This window comes from Legionella nigrisilvae (assembly GCF_977063395.2).
Genome location: NZ_CDRUGZ020000041.1, coordinates 511893 through 528867, shown reverse-complemented (window position 1 = coordinate 528867; position 16975 = coordinate 511893). Strand labels below are relative to the sequence as shown.

Sequence of the window (16975 nt, the reverse complement as noted above, 5' to 3'; positions counted from 1 at the left end):
TCCTATCGTTTTTGAGGTTGTTCTACTTTGGGAAAGGTTAAAAAGTTCACGAGTTTGCCTTCGTGCTGGATACAGCCGCGGTATTTACGCCAGAGGACAAATACATAATTACCATTACCCGCTTTGTCATCTTCTGTACCAAAGTCCTGTGCATCCCCTGGGTGAATATTTCGGTTAATGGGGTAGATTTCCTGCCAGATGACCTTGGTGTTTCTGGGGTCATAAATGGCATTAGCTACTACACAGTTTCTCCCACAGGAATTACGAGTTGATTTGGTGACATGTAAGGGATTTTTATTGGTGACGATATCCGCTGCGTGCATGGCCGCTACAACTGAGGCTCTATAGTTATAGGGCTGAGTCACTCGCATTAATCTTGGAATTTCAGAACCCCAATTTTGGGTGAATGTGCCAATGTCATGATTAATTAATAGGTATGGATGAGTTCCCATATACAACAACTCAGCGGCTTCTGTTCTATCCATGACTGCATCAGCTTCGGCAAGATAATAAGGAACACCAAAACCTGTTTCAGGTCTATGTGACAGGTAAGGGATACGATAGAAAGCAGCAGGGCTGCCAATAACATCAACGATACGGGTGCGTTCATCATTAATATGAAGATCGGTGGTTTGGCCGCTGTCATTGCCAAAACCTAATTCAGAACCAGTCGCAGCTTTATAAGCTTGTTGATACAGTGTTCTTGCTGCTTTATTTTCGTAAAGCGTTCGTGCCTCAAGCCAGGGATTTTCTTCTGGCTTATTGCTGACAGTAATGATTAGATCAGGCAAGAATTGCTCAACCGCGGGCGTGACTTCAAGCCTGGGCGGTAGACGGCCTACAGCCCAGGTACAAGAACCAATCACTTTATAATGGCTGTTTTGAAATAGCTTTTGCAAGACCCGTGTGGCTATGATGAAGGTGTTCACTGGGTGAGGAGGGCTAGTGCTTTCTAAAGCAAAGGACAAGTTAGTCATAAAAATAAGTCCTATTGTGAATAGCAGTTTTAGGTTGTTCGAGTTTTTTAGCCATGATTTCGGCTGCTTCAAGTACATCATGTTCTTTCTCCAGAAGGTGACGTTGAGCTTTTTCTGATTTTTCGGTCATTAACAGTGCTAGTAGGTAGCGAGGTGGAATGACGCGAAACAAACCCTGATAACGTGACCCTAATAAAACCGCTTCTGCATACAAGCCTTTTTGCGAATCAATATCTCTGATTAATGTTTCCTGCTGTGGTGTTAGGGATTTAAAGCGTTTTACGTCAGTGATTTCTTTTTCATCTAGTCCCAATAAAATCCAGGTTTCAATCAACGATAAAATTTTGGTGGCCTTTTCTGAATTCATGTCCGTGACGTTTTGGGTAATAGCAACCAGCCAAAGACCGAGCTTTCTTGCTACTTTGGCAATCAGTAAACAAACGGTCACAACAGAAGGGATTTGAAATTGCAAATGGGATTCATCAATAAAGAGAAAGGTTGGTCTGTTATCGTTTTGAGTAGCTTCTGCCATAGCCAGTATTCTTGGCAATAATGAAACCATTACCAAGGCCAGCTTTCCGGTATCATCCTTAATGGCTGAAATATCAACATGAAAAATATCAAAGTCACCTAAAGGCTCTGTCGACACATTAAAAAAACGAGATTTGGCACTGTTAATCACATAACTGTTAAGTCGATCGTGCATATCAAGGATGCGGTCTTTTTTGCGAGCAACTGTTTCTCTATCAAGTCGTCGTTTAAAAGCACTTACAATATGCTCAGTGAGCATTTGCGGTATGTCATTGTTAAAGGACGTTAAAATCGCATCACTTAACACTTCGATTAATAGAGTTTCATCAGCCAAAGTAAATTGTTCTTCTTCCAAAGCATTAGCCTCAGTAATCATGGTACGTAAAGCTAAAGCAAGCTCGGCCAGATAGGAGCGGTGACCATCACCACAGACCACGTCTTCTGAATTAGCAGGTTCTTGAAGGTTGCTCTTTAATTCCATGATTTTTTGAGCAATTAAGGTAGCCTGCTTTGTACTTAAATTATCTGTGATTTCGGGAATAGCTTTATATGCTTCACAAAATGGATTTAATGGGACTGCTTCATCTTTCTTATTGCTTAGTAATAACTGTTTGGTCTTTTTACCGTGCGCTTTGGCGTGAATGAGTATCCTGTCAAAAGAGTTCCCCATTTCAAAAAGCACTATTCGGGCATTTTTCATGGCTAATAAAGATTGAATCATCCAACCCGTTAAAACCGACTTGCCACCACCAGAGTTTGCAAAAATAGCGCAATGAGAATTTTGGCTAACAAAATCATGATGCAGTAAGTCAAAAAAAACAGGTTCACCCAAACGATTGAAAAAGGGGAAACAAGGTAAATGCCTTGCACCTTGGTTGCGTCCATAGACCGGAAGCAGTGCTGCCAGCTCAGTGGCATACATCAGACGATCAAAACATAAATATTTACGGGCATAGTGGGGATCAAAATTAAAGGGCAGAGCATTGAGCCAGGAATTTAGAGGATGGAGATCATAGTTGGAATGAATCAAGGGCATTTTGGCATCGTTGAAAATCGCGTGCAGATTTTTTTCTATGATTTGAGCTTGTTGCTCATCTTCAGCTTGATAGAAAATGGCCTGATTAACCCAGAACAATCGATTGCCCATACTTAACTCATTACGGGCTGTCCTAATATCATCTCGGACTTCCTGAGGTTTTAGACTGGTTCCTACGATTCCTTTTTCCAATCGCGTTAAATGGGAATCAAGATTTTCATCATGACTAAAGACGACTTGGATTGTGTAGATGCTTCCTTCTGGCAAGGTATCTAAAAGTGCGTATCGATGTTTGGGATTAGCTTGCTGTCTTTCTCGTGAGACTAATCCAATGATAGGCGCTTCTTTTAACCCGTCAACATACAGAATTCTTTGTTTGTTTCCTTCAAAAACAAACCCATCTTCATCGCTTACAGGTGGCGTAAAGAATACATTTTGCGCTAGGTTAAATCCTGCTGGTATGGGATTCGGATAAGGGTATTGTTCTAATATCTCGTCAGCTGATTTGGGATTAAACCAACGTATCCACCACTGGTAATAATCTTGCCCTTTGAGGCGTTTGATTTCCAGCCCTGGTGAGCGCAGTTTGGTTTCAATCTGACTAATGACTTCTTGATGTTCGAGAAGAATTTGCTCTCGGGGTAGATTGGTTTGGTGTAATTGTCTATAAAACAAAACTCTGATTCTTCGTCTTCGTCCACGGTAGGGTGCGCCTGTTTTGGGATCAATAAATAAGCCTTCGGGTCGGGTCATTTTATTGTAAAGATCGTGCAGGCGTTTTAAATAATCTTGCGTTAATGGACTGTCTCTAAATTGTTGGGGGATTTGGGTTTTAATATGAGTAATAACGGGATCAAGGCAATATTCGTCTTGAACAAACATCTGCATGACCCAAGGATCAACGGCATGTAGTGGAACTACGGATGCAAAGGTATCCCGAATTTTATGAAATACCGCTTGTAAATACTCAGAGGAGGCTGCTTCTGCCTGAATATCACCTAATTCAAATCCTGAGCCTAGACTTTTGCCATCGGCAAATAAAAAGACCTGCTCTTGTTCATTAAAATCAACAATAGTCAATCTATCGGCAAAAGAAGGTAAAGGATTGGCGTAACGCTTTTTAACAGCTTGTTCTTTTATAGCTTGGGGATTCATTTCTCCAAGCAACCAGTTAGATAATCGTTTCATCATGTCTCCTTAATACAGTTCTGATGCCAAGGCATACTGGTTTTGCTTGTAAAGGAAAAAGCGAGTCGTGTAGGCAGGCTTGATGATTTGTTCATCACCCAATTGCGCCACATGCGCAAAAACATGGATAGGCACTTCGGGGTTAGGCAGTTGCTTAAATTCTTCTCCCGAATCATCAAGACGCATCTGTTGGTAAACAGGCTTTTGTATTGGTTGTTGCAGGCTCTGCTGATACAATTGGCTGACTGTTAAGCCCTGCTCAGGAATGGCGTTTTGCGACATCCTGGCAGTGGAACAAGCGCTTAATGCCAGACTAGCGCAAAGCATTATCAAAGTTTTTTTGTTGATGGTAACCATAATCTAATACCCTCCCTTGGTGTTCTTTATCAATGGCTATGGTTTGGCTGAAATGTAAACTGAGTTGATTAGGGACAAACCCTGTATGGCCGCGGATACTTGCAGGAACAAAGACCATATCGAAGCTGCCCTGGATTCTTTTCTCAAGCCAGTCAGTAATCTTTTGGCTGCCTTCGTTGATTGCGCCACCAGCAGCAAAGTGTGCTAAGTCGCCTGTAGGTGTGGCAATGGCAGAACCTCCGTCTGCCTGATAACTCATTTGCCATTTAGATAGGGCATTTCCTGCACCTTGAATACCGCCAGCTGCCATGAAGGCTGTTAATACTCTAGGGGCATTGGTGATGTATTGTCCTTTGATACAAGGATTACCGAATTGCGTGGTCAGGTAACCAATGCTGTCGTTATTCACCAGCTCTGCGGAGCTTTTCATTTGTTCTTGGCCGACATTCACAAAATGCCCATCCTCAAAGACAAATAAGGCTGAGGTGACATAGGCACGAACACAGCTGATGTTATCGAGAAAGGAACCAACGCCAATCGAATAACCGCTGATTTTCATACCAGTGATTTCTTCGGGTAGTTGCATCCCATTGGCTGTCATTAAATCCCCTCGACTGACAATTGCTGTGAAGGGAAATAAAGGCTGCATGAGTTTGCCTTCAACAGGAACTTCGCCGATTAAAGCTGATAAGAGCGTGATTTTGCTGAAATCGCTGCCAGCTGGAATAGTATAGAATGGCGTTTTTGTTGGACCTTCTTCCTTGATAGGGGATTCATGTTCATTGAAGATTTTGCTTTCAGTTGGGGCTTTATCTAGCAAGGTATCTAAATCTTTGATTTGACCTGTTAAGGGCACTGGTTTTCCTTCCATTGGATAAGATTGTGATTGATGTTCAGTCAGTGCAGTCAGTTGTTCTTTAAGCGCTTGTAACTCATCTTGCAGTGTATGGCTGGCTTCTTGTTTGGGTTGTTTTAATTGTTTTTGCAGCGATTTATTCTCTTTGTGCATTTGATCTAATTTCTTTTCTGTTTCTAATAATCGCGCGGAAACATCACGAATATTGTCATTGAATTGGCTTGCTATAGCTTCGCCAAAATTATTAGGATTGGGCGTGTTGTTGTTAACCGGTGCGCTATGACGGCTATTAATAAGAATCATAATGACCGCAAAAACCACCGAGCCTGCCAGAATTTTAATGCCATTGTTTTTATTCATCGGCTGTACCTCGCTTGTTGAGTTAAAGCTGCTGCAAAAGGCTGATCAGAGACTAAAAAGACAGTGGTGCTTTGATGCTGGTTGCGTGCTGGCAATTCATTTTTGGGATAGAAGCTCGCGGTTTGCCAATGCCCCATCAGTTTGGTGAATGGCAGCTTTATAGGTTGATTCAGCAAATTTTTTAAATCGACTGCGGTGACGTAAAGATTGCCGCCACGCCATGAAGCCAGAGGATGAGCTTCAATGCTTGCACCATAAAACAAAGGGATGGTTTTATTGGTTTGCATAGGTGAGCGGTAAATTCCCTCTGGAATTTCTCTGACCCGTTCAGGCGAATACAAGGCTTGAATGGCAAAACGGGTTAATTGAATAGCGTTGTATTCATATTGACTGGCTCCTGCATTAAGGTTGATTTTGGGATCATCTATCAGAATCTCAATCGGCGTGGTGTTGATTGCTTTCTCATTGGCATTAAGATTAAGAATAACCACTTCGCCTTCAGGCAATAACTGGACAATCAAGCGAGAATCTTTGAATGATTCTTTGGCTTTAAGATACAAGCTACCTTTGACTTTCAGAATATCGAGGCTGGCACTGAGTTGTTGATCAATCACCTTAATGGCTTGGGGAAACTGGACTAACCGCTCTTTATTGATCGGTAATTCAATTGTTAAAGGAACTTTTTCCCAAACCAGGTGTTCACTTTGCAGGGCATGGCTTAGGTGCATCACAGCAAAGCACAGAGCGAATAAGCTAATTTTAATGAGTTTCATGGTGTTCCTCCGTGTCGACCAGTAAATCTTGTAAACGTTCTTCAGGACGGGTATAGCCATCCAGAGCTAATTGAAAAGGGTTGTGAAGACGCGACAGGTTGAGCTTGACCACACGAAGGTGATAAGCCACTACTTTGTCAGCAATGACCATGGCAGAGTTGTCTTTGAGCCTTTGCGTAATGCGTAGTATCAGCTTGACTTCCCAGGTATCGGGACCAATTTTTTTAATGTCTTGCGGTTCCATAAAGCGATAGAGACTTGCTACTTGAGTGCGGTCAAAGAGTTGAGCGTTTTTATAAGCTGCCAGGGTTTCACGAAGTAACTGCTCATGCCGTGATGTGAAGTAATAATGAAAGGCTTTAATGTTTAGGTTGAATTCTTCTTTGCCTTTATTAGACCAGCTGTAGAGTGTCGGCATTAAGGAAGTCACATATCCTTGCACGTATTCATTCGGTATTTCGCTTGCCTTCATTAAACCGCCATTAGCAGCCATATTAGGACTAAGCCAGAATTCATAGCGTTTGGGCATGATCATCAGGTTAATAATTAATGCTAAGATGATGATTGATAACACACCGATAAAAGCCAGTAATAAACGATTGTGATGTTGTAGGCTGTCGATTTTTTTCCAGTAGTTAAACATGCGGCTCTCCAACAGATTTATTCTTTTGCCAAGTTCCCTGGTAATGAATCCAAGGTGAATGTTTGAGCCTTAATCGCACCATCCACTGAATCGTTTTCTTCATCACATAACCATAGGGCTTACCTGCTTTGATGCGGGAAACTCCTTTAGGCCACACAGTAATAGACAGAATGAATCCAATCACAAAACCGATGCAGCCAGAGGCCAGCGGAAACTCAACCATTGCTCCTAAGAGAACGAAGAACAGGGTAGTTGCTGGGGTTGTGGTGATAACAATCCAAAATAATTCACGAAGACTTAAACCTTTCCAGGCTGGGAAGTCGTGTGACAGATGGCGCGAAGAAGGCTGACTCATATTTCACCTCCTATATTTTGAACTTGGTAATCATGGTGTAACCCACATAACCAGAAGCAATGCTAATGGCTAAATAGGTGATGCCCATTACGGCAAAAGTACCGAAGGCCACCATGGATCCTTCGTTCTTTTTAGACTCTTCAATACCGTGTTGTACCGTGGTAATGAATTTAATAAAGGTCACAACAGCGGTAATGAAGAGCAATAAACCCAGACCTTGTTTGACGTAATTCCCTGTCACGGTCATCATGCTTTTAGAGCCGTCCCCGATGTTGTCCGCGTCGGAAATTTTAGGGAACCAGTTATCTGCCAATAGCACAGGGGCATATAAGATATTTACTACTCCAAGGCAGATTGAGCGAAGCATTGTTTTCATGTTGTCTCCTTAACAAATAAAACTAAAATGAAGATCATCAGACCAATCACTAATCTGATGAGCCGAGAACCCAGACGCAGTAAGTATCCATGTTGTTGTTTTTCCTCTGCGTCCATCATGTGGTTGACAGACCACATCACCGCTAATATCACCAGGGCTATGGCAATAAAGCGGATACTGCCGGAAAAGACTTGTGCCGATATGTTATTGCTTGCTTGTTTAAAGGTGGTGGCAAACATTCTGGCTATTTCGTCTTTACTCATTAGGGTTTCCTCACAAAGTCCATTTCCAAGGCCTTGATCTTGCGTGGTGCAATGATTGGTTGATTGATGTAATCAATCAGGCCATTGCGAATATTCAGTAAATCTTCTCTTAAACCTGCATGATATTGGCCTTGGACATCTTCAAATCCTTCAATTTGTAATTGGATACGGGTATTGGGGGTTATCTGTGTTTGTGCTTCATCAAGCAGGGGCATGATGGCGTTAATCTGGTTAATGATGCGCACCAGCGTTTCATTTAAATCAGGGTTATTCGCCCAGCTGTGTAGGCTTATCATCATAAAGGTCAAACAAAGCAATCGTTTCATGGTTTCTCCCTATAAATACTTTTTAAAGCGACTGGCCGTCATGGCCACCATTAATCCCATCAATAAACTGATAGGAACAAAGACATAAGCAGGGGTGATGCTGACAGGCAGGGCAAGCCAGAGCATGAGTAAAATCACAAGTCCCTTTTTTAAATAGTGGTTAAGTCTGTGGAATAAATAAGAGGATTCACGGCCTAAGCAAGCGGTGCGTATTGCTCTTTGGTTAAGACCATCAACTAGACCTGCAACCATAGTCAGGGCAAATAAAGGCATGGCAGCGAATAAAATAATAAGTTTGATTAATAGACATTGACTGCTTAATAAAACCAGCTGGAAAAACTGTTGTGATTTTTCGAGTAAGTCTGCTGCAAATTCATTAATCGCTAATTTGTTTAAATAGGGAATAGTCAGCGTCCAGCTAGGTTTGGCATCTAAGGGTAGGGCTGCCAATAGTGAACCTTGATAAACAGGGGTGATGGCTTCTCGTTGAGTATTTACAAGGACATTGACCTTATCAAAGGCAAATGGATAGCCATGAAGCATCCATTGACTTACAGCCCAGATAAGCAACGCTAACCAACCCAAGAAAAGAACTAAAGTCAGCTGCATAGTCATTTGTCTGGAATATTGTTTTACTGCCATACAGCCCCCTCAGCAATGATTAAGGGGTAATGTTGTTCACGGATGTAATTCAGCAATGGATCAACATTGACGGGTAATAGTGGCAATTTAAACTTTTCTTGCAGAGCTACAATGGTTTCAAAGTCATTCACATTGGTGATGAACCCAGTGGCTTGCATGGATTTTAATTGCTCTTGATGTTGTTCTAACCATTTGATGGATTCTCTATCCGCGCCTATGACAAATAGAGCCATGTTTAACAGATTGGTATCCAATTTTTTGCGGCTTACTTTGCCAACAGTGGCTTTGCTCTTTGCTGGTACGCCAATAGGGCTAGACAGATTAAGTCTTAATGACGCATCACTTTGTGACAGCGTTAAAGGAATCACATTCATGCTATGAACATTTAAAGCGACCAACAGCAAGAGCAAAATCCTAATCATTAAAATCTCCCTAAATCGACGACTTGCGAAGTTTTGCCTTTTGCCAGTAAGAGCAAGGGTGTTTGTTTCTTGTCGAGTTTTAAGCCCTCATACTGTTGGCTACCTGGGTTCAAGGTGATTTGTTGACTGGTCACCAAATGGATAGGGATTTGATGTCTGTTAGCCCAAAGTTGGATAGCGCTATTGTCCATATCCAGAAAGAGAAGATTGAGCTTGGTGTTTGGTGTACGGCTAATAGCATCGACCAGTTGCAGTACAATGGTGGTTACAGCGTCATCGGCTCTTATAAAGAAATAGAGCGTTTCACTTTCTTTTAATTGAATGGGTTGATGTGCATAGGGAGAGTAAGGAGATGGATCAAAATCACCGACTACAGGCACATCTTTAAACAGTTGGTTATAGGCTTTGTAAAAGGCATTATTCCAGGCTATGTTTTGCGCGACCTTTTGGGCTTCTTGAAGGGCAGCAAGTTCGGCGAAATGAGCTCGTTCAGCGTCATTCTTGGCATTTAGTCCAAGAATATCAACGGGTGTCATACGTAGGTCTTTGTAGTAAATACCACTTCTGCTTTGTATTAATTGCAGATAGCGTTTTTCTTCTGCCTCACTTAATCCCCATGCTTTGGCTTCCTGTTTTTGTAAGTCGTTAAGTTGAAAATCTTTGTCTTCAATAACTTCATCATGAAATTCGGCCAGACCTGCTTTCGTCAACGCATTATCAGCACTGAGCATAGGTGGTGTGGCAATACCTGGGATATACAAACCGGCAATTGCCTGTTGACCCAGGAGTAACCCGATTGCCAGTGTGGACAGCTTAAGCATGGCTCACCTCTTGTTGACTTAGATGAACCCGCAGATGCGCATTGTCAGCATTTTCAAATTCTATGGTTTGCTTCGCAAAGTCGATCTCAAAGACAGTCCATCCTGCCAAGGAATCGCCTTTTTCCAACGCTTGGGTTTTGTAGTGGTAGGAAACAGAGGCAACAGAAACTTCTTGGATACTGTCTATGCTTAATACTTTAAACGGTAGTTGATTTGCAGGAAGCATTTTGACAGGTTGCTTTTTCTCATCCAGATGGCGTAATAAATCAGTAATGCCTTCAAGCTGTTTCTTAATTGCGATTTGTTCAGTTGTAAACATTTCACCTAATTGGTGTTCATCTTTATTTTGTATTTGTTGAATGAACGCTCCCAATTGTTTTATGTTTTTGGTAATAGGCGATAAATCCGGTTGTTCAACAGGTTGATTGAGTTGTTTTTGTATAGTGGTTAATCGCTCATCCAGCGTATTAAATTTATTGTTCTCAATAGAGGGTTGGCTTTTTAAACAAATGAATACGACCAACAATCCGTTTAACAAAAGAAGACTAAGCCATTTGGCATCAAAATACTTTTTCATCCTGCTCTCCTTGCTATCAGACTAAAATTGATTTCTCTTAACAGGTCATCCTGCTTGAGATTGAATAGATGCTGACCGACCAATACCGTCAATCCATCGGTAATCGTTAAAGGTCCTAAATTTCTACTAACCTGTGGTAGTGGTTGTTGAAATACTTGTTGTAGGCTTTCGCTTTGTTTTTCTTTTGGAGCAAGGTGATACCCTGAATAACGAAGCCAGTAATTCACTGCTTCTCCTATAGTTTGTATGGATGCAGGAAAATGAATCTGTTGAACAGTTTTCAATGGATTTATCTGAGCTGCCAAAGGTTGATTGTTGAGCGTGGCATAGCGACCGACTTGGGTTATATTAGCTGCCTGAGCATTTAGGCTACATAAAACAAAACTACAAAGCAGAAATTTTCTAAGCATGATTGCCTCCTGATTCTGTGGATTTATCCCTTAATTTTTGAGCCAGGGCATGTTGTTCCATTGCTTTTTGGATAAAGACCTCTTTACGTTCAACATCAATATGTTTGGGAGCATCTATACCTAATTTGATTAGTCCTTCCTTTTCAGAGATAAGAAGTACTTTGATTCTGCCTTTATCAATGTAAATTGCTTCGCCCATACGACGGATTAGAATTAGCATGATGTTTTCTCCTTAGCTTCTTTGAAGAGGTAGTCTTTCATTTGGTCGATATGAAGTTGGACGATTTTGGGATCGGTAGGGATATGCGGTTCAGTTTTTTGTTTTAACACTTCTTGACGGGCTTGGATGCCTTTTTGGATGTTGGTGCAGTACTCATAAAAAATCGGCAGACAAGGAGGAACAGCCAGCTTTTTCTTTATTTGTTCTAAAGCAAGTTTCAACACTTGATTGTCAAATTCTTTCAAGCCTTCTGACCATTCACGTTTTGAGACCTCGAGAAAATTAGTGTTGCTGTAAGTTGAGACCCACAGATAGCCATAAATTGCTGCAAGGCGCATAAACAGTGTATCCATTCTCTTATCGTACTCTGGAGTTGTCGAATGAGAGGACATTGCTTCCTGACTCTGGGGGTTCATCAAAGTCGAAATCGAAGTTTGCATCTTTGCAGGATTCAGTAAGGATATCTGTTGCTGATTTTTTTCGAGAACGCGCTTGATTGGCTTCATTTTGCTGCTCCTCTTGGGTTTTTAAGGTAAGTAATTCATCGTTCCAACATTTGCGTGAAAGCCAGGTGGCTGGGTATTTCCAGTTTGGCAGCCACTCGCCGAAAAACTCCATTTCCTCACGGTTATTAATTTGGGCTTGCAAGCCTGTTAGTATTTGTTCAATCAACTGTTCATCTGGTTGCAGATAACCAAACTCACGCCAGGCTTTAGTTCGGTCTTGTTTTAAAGGATAAAGAGACCAAAATTTTTCAAATTGCTGCTGTAAAAAAATAAAACGATCTTTGGAGTTATGAGGTGTGTCGGGTTTTGTGTTTTGCGCTGTGTTGGGTTTTTGATATTTTTTGTCGTAACTTGATGATTTAATATTATTTTTATCGTTCGGGTTTGTGCTGGGTTGAAGTGTCGGGTTTGTGTCGGGTTTATTTTGAACAGACAAATCCGAATTGGCTAATAAGCATTTTAAAATGAGTTGTTTACCAATAGATTTGATCTCCACTAACCCAGCGCGCTCAAGCGCATAGATGATACGGCGTAATTGCGGACGACTAGGGCTACCTGAATGTTCAAAACCTTGGTGGGGTTCAACATAGAGGGCTTCAGCAAGCTGTTGATAGCTGATTTTACGCTTAACACCTACCAGAAAGGTATTACGGTCCATATACGGACGAATCCCCAGCAAATAGGCTGATTGCTGGATATAAGGTAACCCCATCAGAGCTGATAATTCATCGGTATTAACAAACAAAAATCCCATTTTTCTATTTCATCCCTTCAAAAGCACCATCAAAAAACAGCGCTTGCACTATCAAATGATTTCAATTAGTATCAATCAATAACACGAAGTGTGTTGTTGATAACCCATTGTAAATAAGCACTTTTTAGTGTCAATGGGGTATTTCCGTTTGATAGCAAATGAACCTAAATGAACATGAAAAAAATTATTGGCAGTAGGATTGCACAGGCAAGAAGGGCGAATGGATTGACGATTAAGGTTTTGGCTGATAGGACAGGATTTGGGGCTGCCAGGATTGGGAATTGGGAGCAGGGAACCAGGAGTCCTGGGCCGGAAGAGGCTAAGAGCTTGTCTAAGGAATTGCAGGTTGCGGCTTCTTGGTTGCTTTGTTTGACAGATGACCCATTAGGTGAACGAGTTGAAAAGAGCATAATTGCCAACACAAAATACGAGTAAATGTTTTCACAAGAGCTTATTTTGAAAGATCAAGAACAAATATTTTAGTTTTATCAGAAATATCTTTATAACATTCATTGAGTTTATTTTTCATTTCTTGTAGAGATTGAGGACGTTTTCTTTTCCAAGCTTTTGGGAGTTTAGATGTGGTTTTATTTCCAAACCATAATACTAAATAAACACCAAATCCGTTGGCATGATAATCTGTTGAATAATTTTGTAGTTGATCTATTGCGGCAGACCATAGATCAGTATGCCATTGACCTTTTATTTCTATTGGCACATCTAATAAATTATAAGTACTAAGAAGATCACATCGTTTATCATCAGATCTAGCGCCCTCTACGTGCGCGCGTGCATTATATTTTTCAAGATGCGGTGTTAGTGCTGATGCTATTAGATCACGACAATAATTTTCTTTATGTGGGTTTTCGTTATCCCAATAAAATTTAAAATCACTTGTTTCACTACCTTTGAGTCTTAACTGTAATATTTCTAATTGGTCAATTAGTAAGGCTTGTAAATCCTTGTGTCCGGTGGGTTCTTTGCTCAGTAAGATATTTTGTACATCTTGTAATGAAAAATATTTTTTATAGCTTTCTGATTTATGCTTTTTATTCTCAGTTAACGCATGTTTAAGTTCATCGCAATATTGACATAAATCGTTTTTGTTAATGAGATCAGAAATTAAATCTTGTGCTTCTTGCGTTGTAATTAAAGAAAGTTCAGTTATACATCCTTTAATAAGTCTGGATGCATCCCACGGATGTTGATTTCCTTCCCAACTGCCAGTGGGGTATGGCACCGGTGGCCATATTGAACCAAATTTCAAAATAAAAAAATATAATTGCTGTGCATTCATCTTTGGCCAATAAGTTGAAATTTTCTTATCAACGAAGATAAACTCACTTAATACCCAAATACTTATTTTATCTTCTGAAGTATATTGATTGAGTATTTCAAAATGAGATTCAAAGTCCAGAAGAAAACAAGTGCTTATCCAAATATCCCGTTGAGGGCATTTATCAAATTCTTGCTTACTAATTTGTTCTCGAATTAACTTAATAACATCATTAGGTGAGTAACAAATAGCTATGGTAAGGACTGTTTTCAAGCTATCATAAGCTAATTTTTGGTAATTATTAAGCCATTTTAAAGCTACTTTTCCTGCTATATCCTGGAATAAACTGTCAGTTTGAATTCGATATAATCCAGGAACATATCTTTCTTCAGAATATAAATAAGGTTCTATCGTTTCATAAATAAAATTTTCTTTTGACAATGAGTCTTTGAAAAGAATAAATTCAAGCTCTTTTTGTACAGAAGAGGATATATCATTGCTTTTGAAGCTAGCTCCCCAATGACAAGCAGCTAGAGCTGAATGAGCAATATTTAATGGAATTTCGTCTAACTTTTCATTGCGAGATAAAATAATATCGCAGTATGCTAAAAGAATAGCCTCAAAGGGGGAAATCAAGTTTTGATTAATACGTAGTTGTATTATCTCATGGACGGTTGGTATGTTATTTTCTTCAATAGCTGAACAGATTCCATTTATTGCTAGTGGTAAGAGCTCTATACCTAAAAGTTCAACTACACGTTTTTTCGGTTCATTTCCCTGAATATCACTAAACCAACCTAAATAAGCTTTCGCTATTTGATTTAAGCCATTTATATGTTTTCCTGAAACTAACTGATCTCTAATTTCATGATATTGTTGGTGTCTTTCTATTACTTTTTTCTTTTGTCTACTACGATGAGCTGCTTGCTTTTTTTCATATTGTTCAATTTCTTTTTTTCCATTAGCTCTTTGCAGTTCTATATCATGTATATGTTTTTTTAAATTTATATTTAGAATGGCTTGATCCTGAGCATGTTTCAAAGCAGCACCAGTAAAAGGCTGATAGGCAAATATCCAACGAACTAGTTCTTTCCATTTTAATTCGTTATCCGACGTATGCAGTCCCATAATATTATCGAGATGAAATATTATGTCTTCCTCTATTACCCATAACCATGTATGACTTAAACAGAATATTAGCCAGAGTTTATCTGGCTTTGAGCTTTTAATTGCAACTGATTGAAGAGATCTACGATAATCAGTATTTTCAGACAAATATTTAGTAATTTCATCATACTCATTATGATGCCGAGAAGCATTTGTTTCAATTATGCTTAACCAAGTCCATAATTCTTGAGGTACAGGTTTAGAAATTCGTTTCATTCTCTCTTGAGTAAACTGTAATACTAATCTCTTTATTTTGTTTTGAATTTTTTCATTTTTTTCTGATGATGCTGAGCCTAATTCCTTCAGAAAAGATCGGATACATCCTTCAATTTGTTCAATAGACAATTGTTCGAATAATTTATAACCTAAAGCTATCAAAGATATTTGTTTATCTTCAGCTGATTTTTTTAATATTTCTAAGAAAATTTCTGAAATTTTGTCTGAATTATACAGTTTGGTAGCAACTCTAAATATATCTAAAATGAGATATAGAGAATTAATTTCGTCATGGTGATGTAATTTATCAGATATTATTATCCAATTGGGTTCTATCGTACATTTTTTTAAAGCTGTTACAACAGCTTCTCTTTCTACAAGAGTTACAGTTTGTTCTAATAAAATAGATATGAGCTCATCTTTTATACTATCAATAAAATTAGGAGATGCGGTATGTTCAATGGATTGAATAATTAAATAAGATAATTGAAACGGCGTATCTTTAGTATGTAAAATACTTAAAACATCGTCTCGCAACTCAGGTCTTAACAGACCGTCTCCCACGCTGATATGCCAATCTTCGGCTCGGAAATAGGGATCGTCCTTTGCAATTTTTTGTAAAGACTTCAGAAGAAATTTTAACTGTTCTGTAGTTAAAATTGTGGGATCACTATATTTTAAGAATCCGTAAGGATCTCGGTTAATAAAACTATTCCTTTCTGGCTGACAAAAAACTGCAAGCCAAGCATGGAGTCCTCTAAGAGCAGAAGGAACTATATATCTATCACCATAAAGCAACGCTTCTAGACGTCGTATAGATAATTTATTATTTAACTTATTGCCGAGCCATTTTGCAGCTAAAAATTCTGCTACTGTTCTATGGCATGGCACTAAAATATTATTAGAATCTGAACGGAATAACATTGTTGATAAGATATGTTGCATTAATTCATTAGAACTATTCTCATCGAAAAATTCTTCAATTTTAGGTGCAGATAAATCTTTATTATTAATAGATACGCCTATTTTTCCTGAAAGCAAAAGTTGAGCACAAATACAACCAGCTGTTTCAATTAGCTTATGGATATTTGGAGGTGTTTTAATAGATGCATGAATTTCACTATGTTCCTCAAGAAGAGTCAAACAAGCATTTTCATACAAATCTAATTTAGAGCTCGGCCATCCACCATTTTGTTGATGTGCTTTTAAAAATAATGACAAATTATTAGGATTTCTTAGTAAATCTACAACACCTCGTTTTTGAGCTTCTATAAAAAAGTCGTTACCATCTATTTCTTTACCTTCGTTGTTAATGAACTCTATAATTTCTCGGTCATTTAAGGATAATAAATGCCCAAGAATTGGTTTTTTATTCCATCTGTTTTGAATGATTTTACTATTTACCGCATCCTTCCAGTCAGCAGTGCGACATGCCAATATAAAGTTTGGGCTATGATGATGCGAGATTTTTGATAAAATATTATCGGATATAAGCTCTTTTTTATATACTGTTACCTCATCAATTCCATCAATGATAATTTTAGAGGGCTTAGAAACTGCTTCGATTGCTGGAGATAACATTATGGATACTGCATCATAACAGATAGAATTTGTTCTTTCTTTGAATTCTCTTAATAGAGTAGACTTCCCACTGCCAGGCTCACCTAGTAGGATTAAAGGACCATCCATAGCAAAAAAATCCGCATCAGAGCAAATTTTTTTCTTGTCTGAATCATCAATAATTTCTATTCGTCTTGGAATATAGTTCATTCAGTGCTCTCTGTCTTGGCTTTGTAGGCTCTTAATTTTGGGTATATTTTATCTATAACATGCTCATATCACCACCCAAGCGATGATTGAATAATATAATAGGTTTTGTCAGCTTTAACCAATGAATGTACCAATATAAAAAATAATGGGGGG

At 39.2% G+C, this 16975-nt stretch carries 20 protein-coding genes; 1 reads left to right on the top strand and 19 read right to left on the bottom strand.

All coding sequences use genetic code 11. From position 1 onward, the window contains the following. Positions 1 to 2: 2 nt before the first annotated feature. From ACWTE2_RS28310 to ACWTE2_RS28225, 18 genes are read right to left on the bottom strand one after another with little or no spacing between them, the layout of a single operon-like run. The gene (locus ACWTE2_RS28310; protein WP_014842596.1) at positions 3 to 977 is read right to left on the bottom strand and encodes a TIGR03756 family integrating conjugative element protein; all 975 of its coding nucleotides are present in this window, start codon (positions 975 to 977) and stop codon (positions 3 to 5) included. Further along, a complete protein-coding gene (locus ACWTE2_RS28305; protein WP_028389631.1) occupies positions 970 to 3732 on the bottom strand; it encodes a conjugative transfer ATPase in 2763 nt (920 codons plus the stop codon). The genes ACWTE2_RS28310 and ACWTE2_RS28305 overlap by 8 nt, the downstream gene beginning before the upstream one ends. A 9-nt stretch (positions 3733 to 3741) precedes the next feature. After that, on the bottom strand, positions 3742 to 4089 hold the full coding sequence (locus ACWTE2_RS28300; RefSeq protein ID WP_010652864.1) for a hypothetical protein: 348 nt from the start codon (positions 4087 to 4089) through the stop codon (positions 3742 to 3744). Further along, on the bottom strand, positions 4046 to 5305 hold the full coding sequence (locus ACWTE2_RS28295; RefSeq protein ID WP_014842593.1) for a TIGR03752 family integrating conjugative element protein: 1260 nt from the start codon (positions 5303 to 5305) through the stop codon (positions 4046 to 4048). The genes ACWTE2_RS28300 and ACWTE2_RS28295 overlap by 44 nt, the downstream gene beginning before the upstream one ends. After that, complete coding sequence (locus ACWTE2_RS28290; RefSeq protein ID WP_014842592.1) at positions 5302 to 6078, bottom strand: TIGR03749 family integrating conjugative element protein; 777 nt, start codon at positions 6076 to 6078, stop codon at positions 5302 to 5304. Before ACWTE2_RS28290 ends, ACWTE2_RS28295 begins: the two co-directional genes overlap by 4 nt. Beyond that, positions 6065 to 6721, bottom strand: a complete 657-nt coding sequence (locus ACWTE2_RS28285; RefSeq protein ID WP_014842591.1) for a DUF2895 family protein — start codon at positions 6719 to 6721, stop codon at positions 6065 to 6067. Before ACWTE2_RS28285 ends, ACWTE2_RS28290 begins: the two co-directional genes overlap by 14 nt. Next, on the bottom strand, positions 6714 to 7076 hold the full coding sequence (locus ACWTE2_RS28280; RefSeq protein WP_010652868.1) for a TIGR03750 family conjugal transfer protein: 363 nt from the start codon (positions 7074 to 7076) through the stop codon (positions 6714 to 6716). Before ACWTE2_RS28280 ends, ACWTE2_RS28285 begins: the two co-directional genes overlap by 8 nt. 10 nt (positions 7077 to 7086) lie before the next feature. Continuing rightward, a complete protein-coding gene (locus ACWTE2_RS28275; RefSeq protein WP_010652869.1) occupies positions 7087 to 7452 on the bottom strand; it encodes a hypothetical protein in 366 nt (121 codons plus the stop codon). Then, complete coding sequence (locus ACWTE2_RS28270) at positions 7449 to 7715, bottom strand: hypothetical protein (protein ID WP_010652870.1); 267 nt, start codon at positions 7713 to 7715, stop codon at positions 7449 to 7451. The genes ACWTE2_RS28275 and ACWTE2_RS28270 overlap by 4 nt, the downstream gene beginning before the upstream one ends. Further along, complete coding sequence (locus tag ACWTE2_RS28265; protein WP_014842590.1) at positions 7715 to 8041, bottom strand: RAQPRD family integrative conjugative element protein; 327 nt, start codon at positions 8039 to 8041, stop codon at positions 7715 to 7717. The genes ACWTE2_RS28270 and ACWTE2_RS28265 overlap by 1 nt, the downstream gene beginning before the upstream one ends. A gap of 9 nt (positions 8042 to 8050) precedes the next feature. Further along, complete coding sequence (locus tag ACWTE2_RS28260; RefSeq protein ID WP_028389630.1) at positions 8051 to 8683, bottom strand: TIGR03747 family integrating conjugative element membrane protein; 633 nt, start codon at positions 8681 to 8683, stop codon at positions 8051 to 8053. Next, positions 8674 to 9105: an integrating conjugative element protein gene (locus tag ACWTE2_RS28255; protein ID WP_010652873.1), complete on the bottom strand. Its 432-nt coding sequence runs from the start codon at positions 9103 to 9105 to the stop codon at positions 8674 to 8676. Before ACWTE2_RS28255 ends, ACWTE2_RS28260 begins: the two co-directional genes overlap by 10 nt. Continuing rightward, on the bottom strand, positions 9105 to 9926 hold the full coding sequence (locus ACWTE2_RS28250) for a TIGR03759 family integrating conjugative element protein (protein ID WP_010652874.1): 822 nt from the start codon (positions 9924 to 9926) through the stop codon (positions 9105 to 9107). Before ACWTE2_RS28250 ends, ACWTE2_RS28255 begins: the two co-directional genes overlap by 1 nt. After that, complete coding sequence (locus ACWTE2_RS28245) at positions 9919 to 10503, bottom strand: hypothetical protein (protein ID WP_014842588.1); 585 nt, start codon at positions 10501 to 10503, stop codon at positions 9919 to 9921. The genes ACWTE2_RS28250 and ACWTE2_RS28245 overlap by 8 nt, the downstream gene beginning before the upstream one ends. Continuing rightward, a complete protein-coding gene (gene pilL2, locus ACWTE2_RS28240) occupies positions 10500 to 10913 on the bottom strand; it encodes a PFGI-1 class ICE element type IV pilus protein PilL2 (protein ID WP_010652876.1) in 414 nt (137 codons plus the stop codon). Before pilL2 ends, ACWTE2_RS28245 begins: the two co-directional genes overlap by 4 nt. Further along, positions 10906 to 11133: a carbon storage regulator gene (locus ACWTE2_RS28235; RefSeq protein ID WP_010652877.1), complete on the bottom strand. Its 228-nt coding sequence runs from the start codon at positions 11131 to 11133 to the stop codon at positions 10906 to 10908. The genes pilL2 and ACWTE2_RS28235 overlap by 8 nt, the downstream gene beginning before the upstream one ends. After that, a complete protein-coding gene (locus ACWTE2_RS28230; protein ID WP_014842587.1) occupies positions 11127 to 11486 on the bottom strand; it encodes a hypothetical protein in 360 nt (119 codons plus the stop codon). Before ACWTE2_RS28230 ends, ACWTE2_RS28235 begins: the two co-directional genes overlap by 7 nt. 4 nt (positions 11487 to 11490) lie before the next feature. Then, the gene (locus tag ACWTE2_RS28225) at positions 11491 to 12393 is read right to left on the bottom strand and encodes a hypothetical protein (RefSeq protein ID WP_010652879.1); all 903 of its coding nucleotides are present in this window, start codon (positions 12391 to 12393) and stop codon (positions 11491 to 11493) included. 168 nt (positions 12394 to 12561) lie between these two features. Here ACWTE2_RS28225 and ACWTE2_RS28220 point away from each other — a divergent pair, with 168 nt between their 5' ends. Then, a complete protein-coding gene (locus ACWTE2_RS28220; protein ID WP_010652880.1) occupies positions 12562 to 12828 on the top strand; it encodes a helix-turn-helix domain-containing protein in 267 nt (88 codons plus the stop codon). Between the two features lie 16 nt (positions 12829 to 12844). Here the strand turns inward: ACWTE2_RS28220 and ACWTE2_RS28215 are convergent, their stop codons facing one another. Then, on the bottom strand, positions 12845 to 16822 hold the full coding sequence (locus ACWTE2_RS28215) for an NACHT domain-containing protein (protein WP_010652881.1): 3978 nt from the start codon (positions 16820 to 16822) through the stop codon (positions 12845 to 12847). Positions 16823 to 16975: the final 153 nt, after the last annotated feature.

What these genes read in the sequence shown, in the direction of transcription:
- ACWTE2_RS28310 (WP_014842596.1), bottom strand. Translation starts at nt 977, where the DNA reads ATGACTAACTTGTCCTTTGCTTTAGAAAGCACTAGCCCTCCTCACCCA.
- ACWTE2_RS28305 (WP_028389631.1), bottom strand. Translation starts at nt 3,732, where the DNA reads ATGAAACGATTATCTAACTGGTTGCTTGGAGAAATGAATCCCCAAGCT.
- ACWTE2_RS28300 (WP_010652864.1), bottom strand. Translation starts at nt 4,089, where the DNA reads ATGGTTACCATCAACAAAAAAACTTTGATAATGCTTTGCGCTAGTCTG.
- ACWTE2_RS28295 (WP_014842593.1), bottom strand. Translation starts at nt 5,305, where the DNA reads ATGAATAAAAACAATGGCATTAAAATTCTGGCAGGCTCGGTGGTTTTT.
- ACWTE2_RS28290 (WP_014842592.1), bottom strand. Translation starts at nt 6,078, where the DNA reads ATGAAACTCATTAAAATTAGCTTATTCGCTCTGTGCTTTGCTGTGATG.
- ACWTE2_RS28285 (WP_014842591.1), bottom strand. Translation starts at nt 6,721, where the DNA reads ATGTTTAACTACTGGAAAAAAATCGACAGCCTACAACATCACAATCGT.
- ACWTE2_RS28280 (WP_010652868.1), bottom strand. Translation starts at nt 7,076, where the DNA reads ATGAGTCAGCCTTCTTCGCGCCATCTGTCACACGACTTCCCAGCCTGG.
- ACWTE2_RS28275 (WP_010652869.1), bottom strand. Translation starts at nt 7,452, where the DNA reads ATGAAAACAATGCTTCGCTCAATCTGCCTTGGAGTAGTAAATATCTTA.
- ACWTE2_RS28270 (WP_010652870.1), bottom strand. Translation starts at nt 7,715, where the DNA reads ATGAGTAAAGACGAAATAGCCAGAATGTTTGCCACCACCTTTAAACAA.
- ACWTE2_RS28265 (WP_014842590.1), bottom strand. Translation starts at nt 8,041, where the DNA reads ATGAAACGATTGCTTTGTTTGACCTTTATGATGATAAGCCTACACAGC.
- ACWTE2_RS28260 (WP_028389630.1), bottom strand. Translation starts at nt 8,683, where the DNA reads ATGGCAGTAAAACAATATTCCAGACAAATGACTATGCAGCTGACTTTA.
- ACWTE2_RS28255 (WP_010652873.1), bottom strand. Translation starts at nt 9,105, where the DNA reads ATGATTAGGATTTTGCTCTTGCTGTTGGTCGCTTTAAATGTTCATAGC.
- ACWTE2_RS28250 (WP_010652874.1), bottom strand. Translation starts at nt 9,926, where the DNA reads ATGCTTAAGCTGTCCACACTGGCAATCGGGTTACTCCTGGGTCAACAG.
- ACWTE2_RS28245 (WP_014842588.1), bottom strand. Translation starts at nt 10,503, where the DNA reads ATGAAAAAGTATTTTGATGCCAAATGGCTTAGTCTTCTTTTGTTAAAC.
- pilL2 (WP_010652876.1), bottom strand. Translation starts at nt 10,913, where the DNA reads ATGCTTAGAAAATTTCTGCTTTGTAGTTTTGTTTTATGTAGCCTAAAT.
- ACWTE2_RS28235 (WP_010652877.1), bottom strand. Translation starts at nt 11,133, where the DNA reads ATGCTAATTCTAATCCGTCGTATGGGCGAAGCAATTTACATTGATAAA.
- ACWTE2_RS28230 (WP_014842587.1), bottom strand. Translation starts at nt 11,486, where the DNA reads ATGGATACACTGTTTATGCGCCTTGCAGCAATTTATGGCTATCTGTGG.
- ACWTE2_RS28225 (WP_010652879.1), bottom strand. Translation starts at nt 12,393, where the DNA reads ATGGGATTTTTGTTTGTTAATACCGATGAATTATCAGCTCTGATGGGG.
- ACWTE2_RS28220 (WP_010652880.1), top strand. Translation starts at nt 12,562, where the DNA reads ATGAACATGAAAAAAATTATTGGCAGTAGGATTGCACAGGCAAGAAGG.
- ACWTE2_RS28215 (WP_010652881.1), bottom strand. Translation starts at nt 16,822, where the DNA reads ATGAACTATATTCCAAGACGAATAGAAATTATTGATGATTCAGACAAG.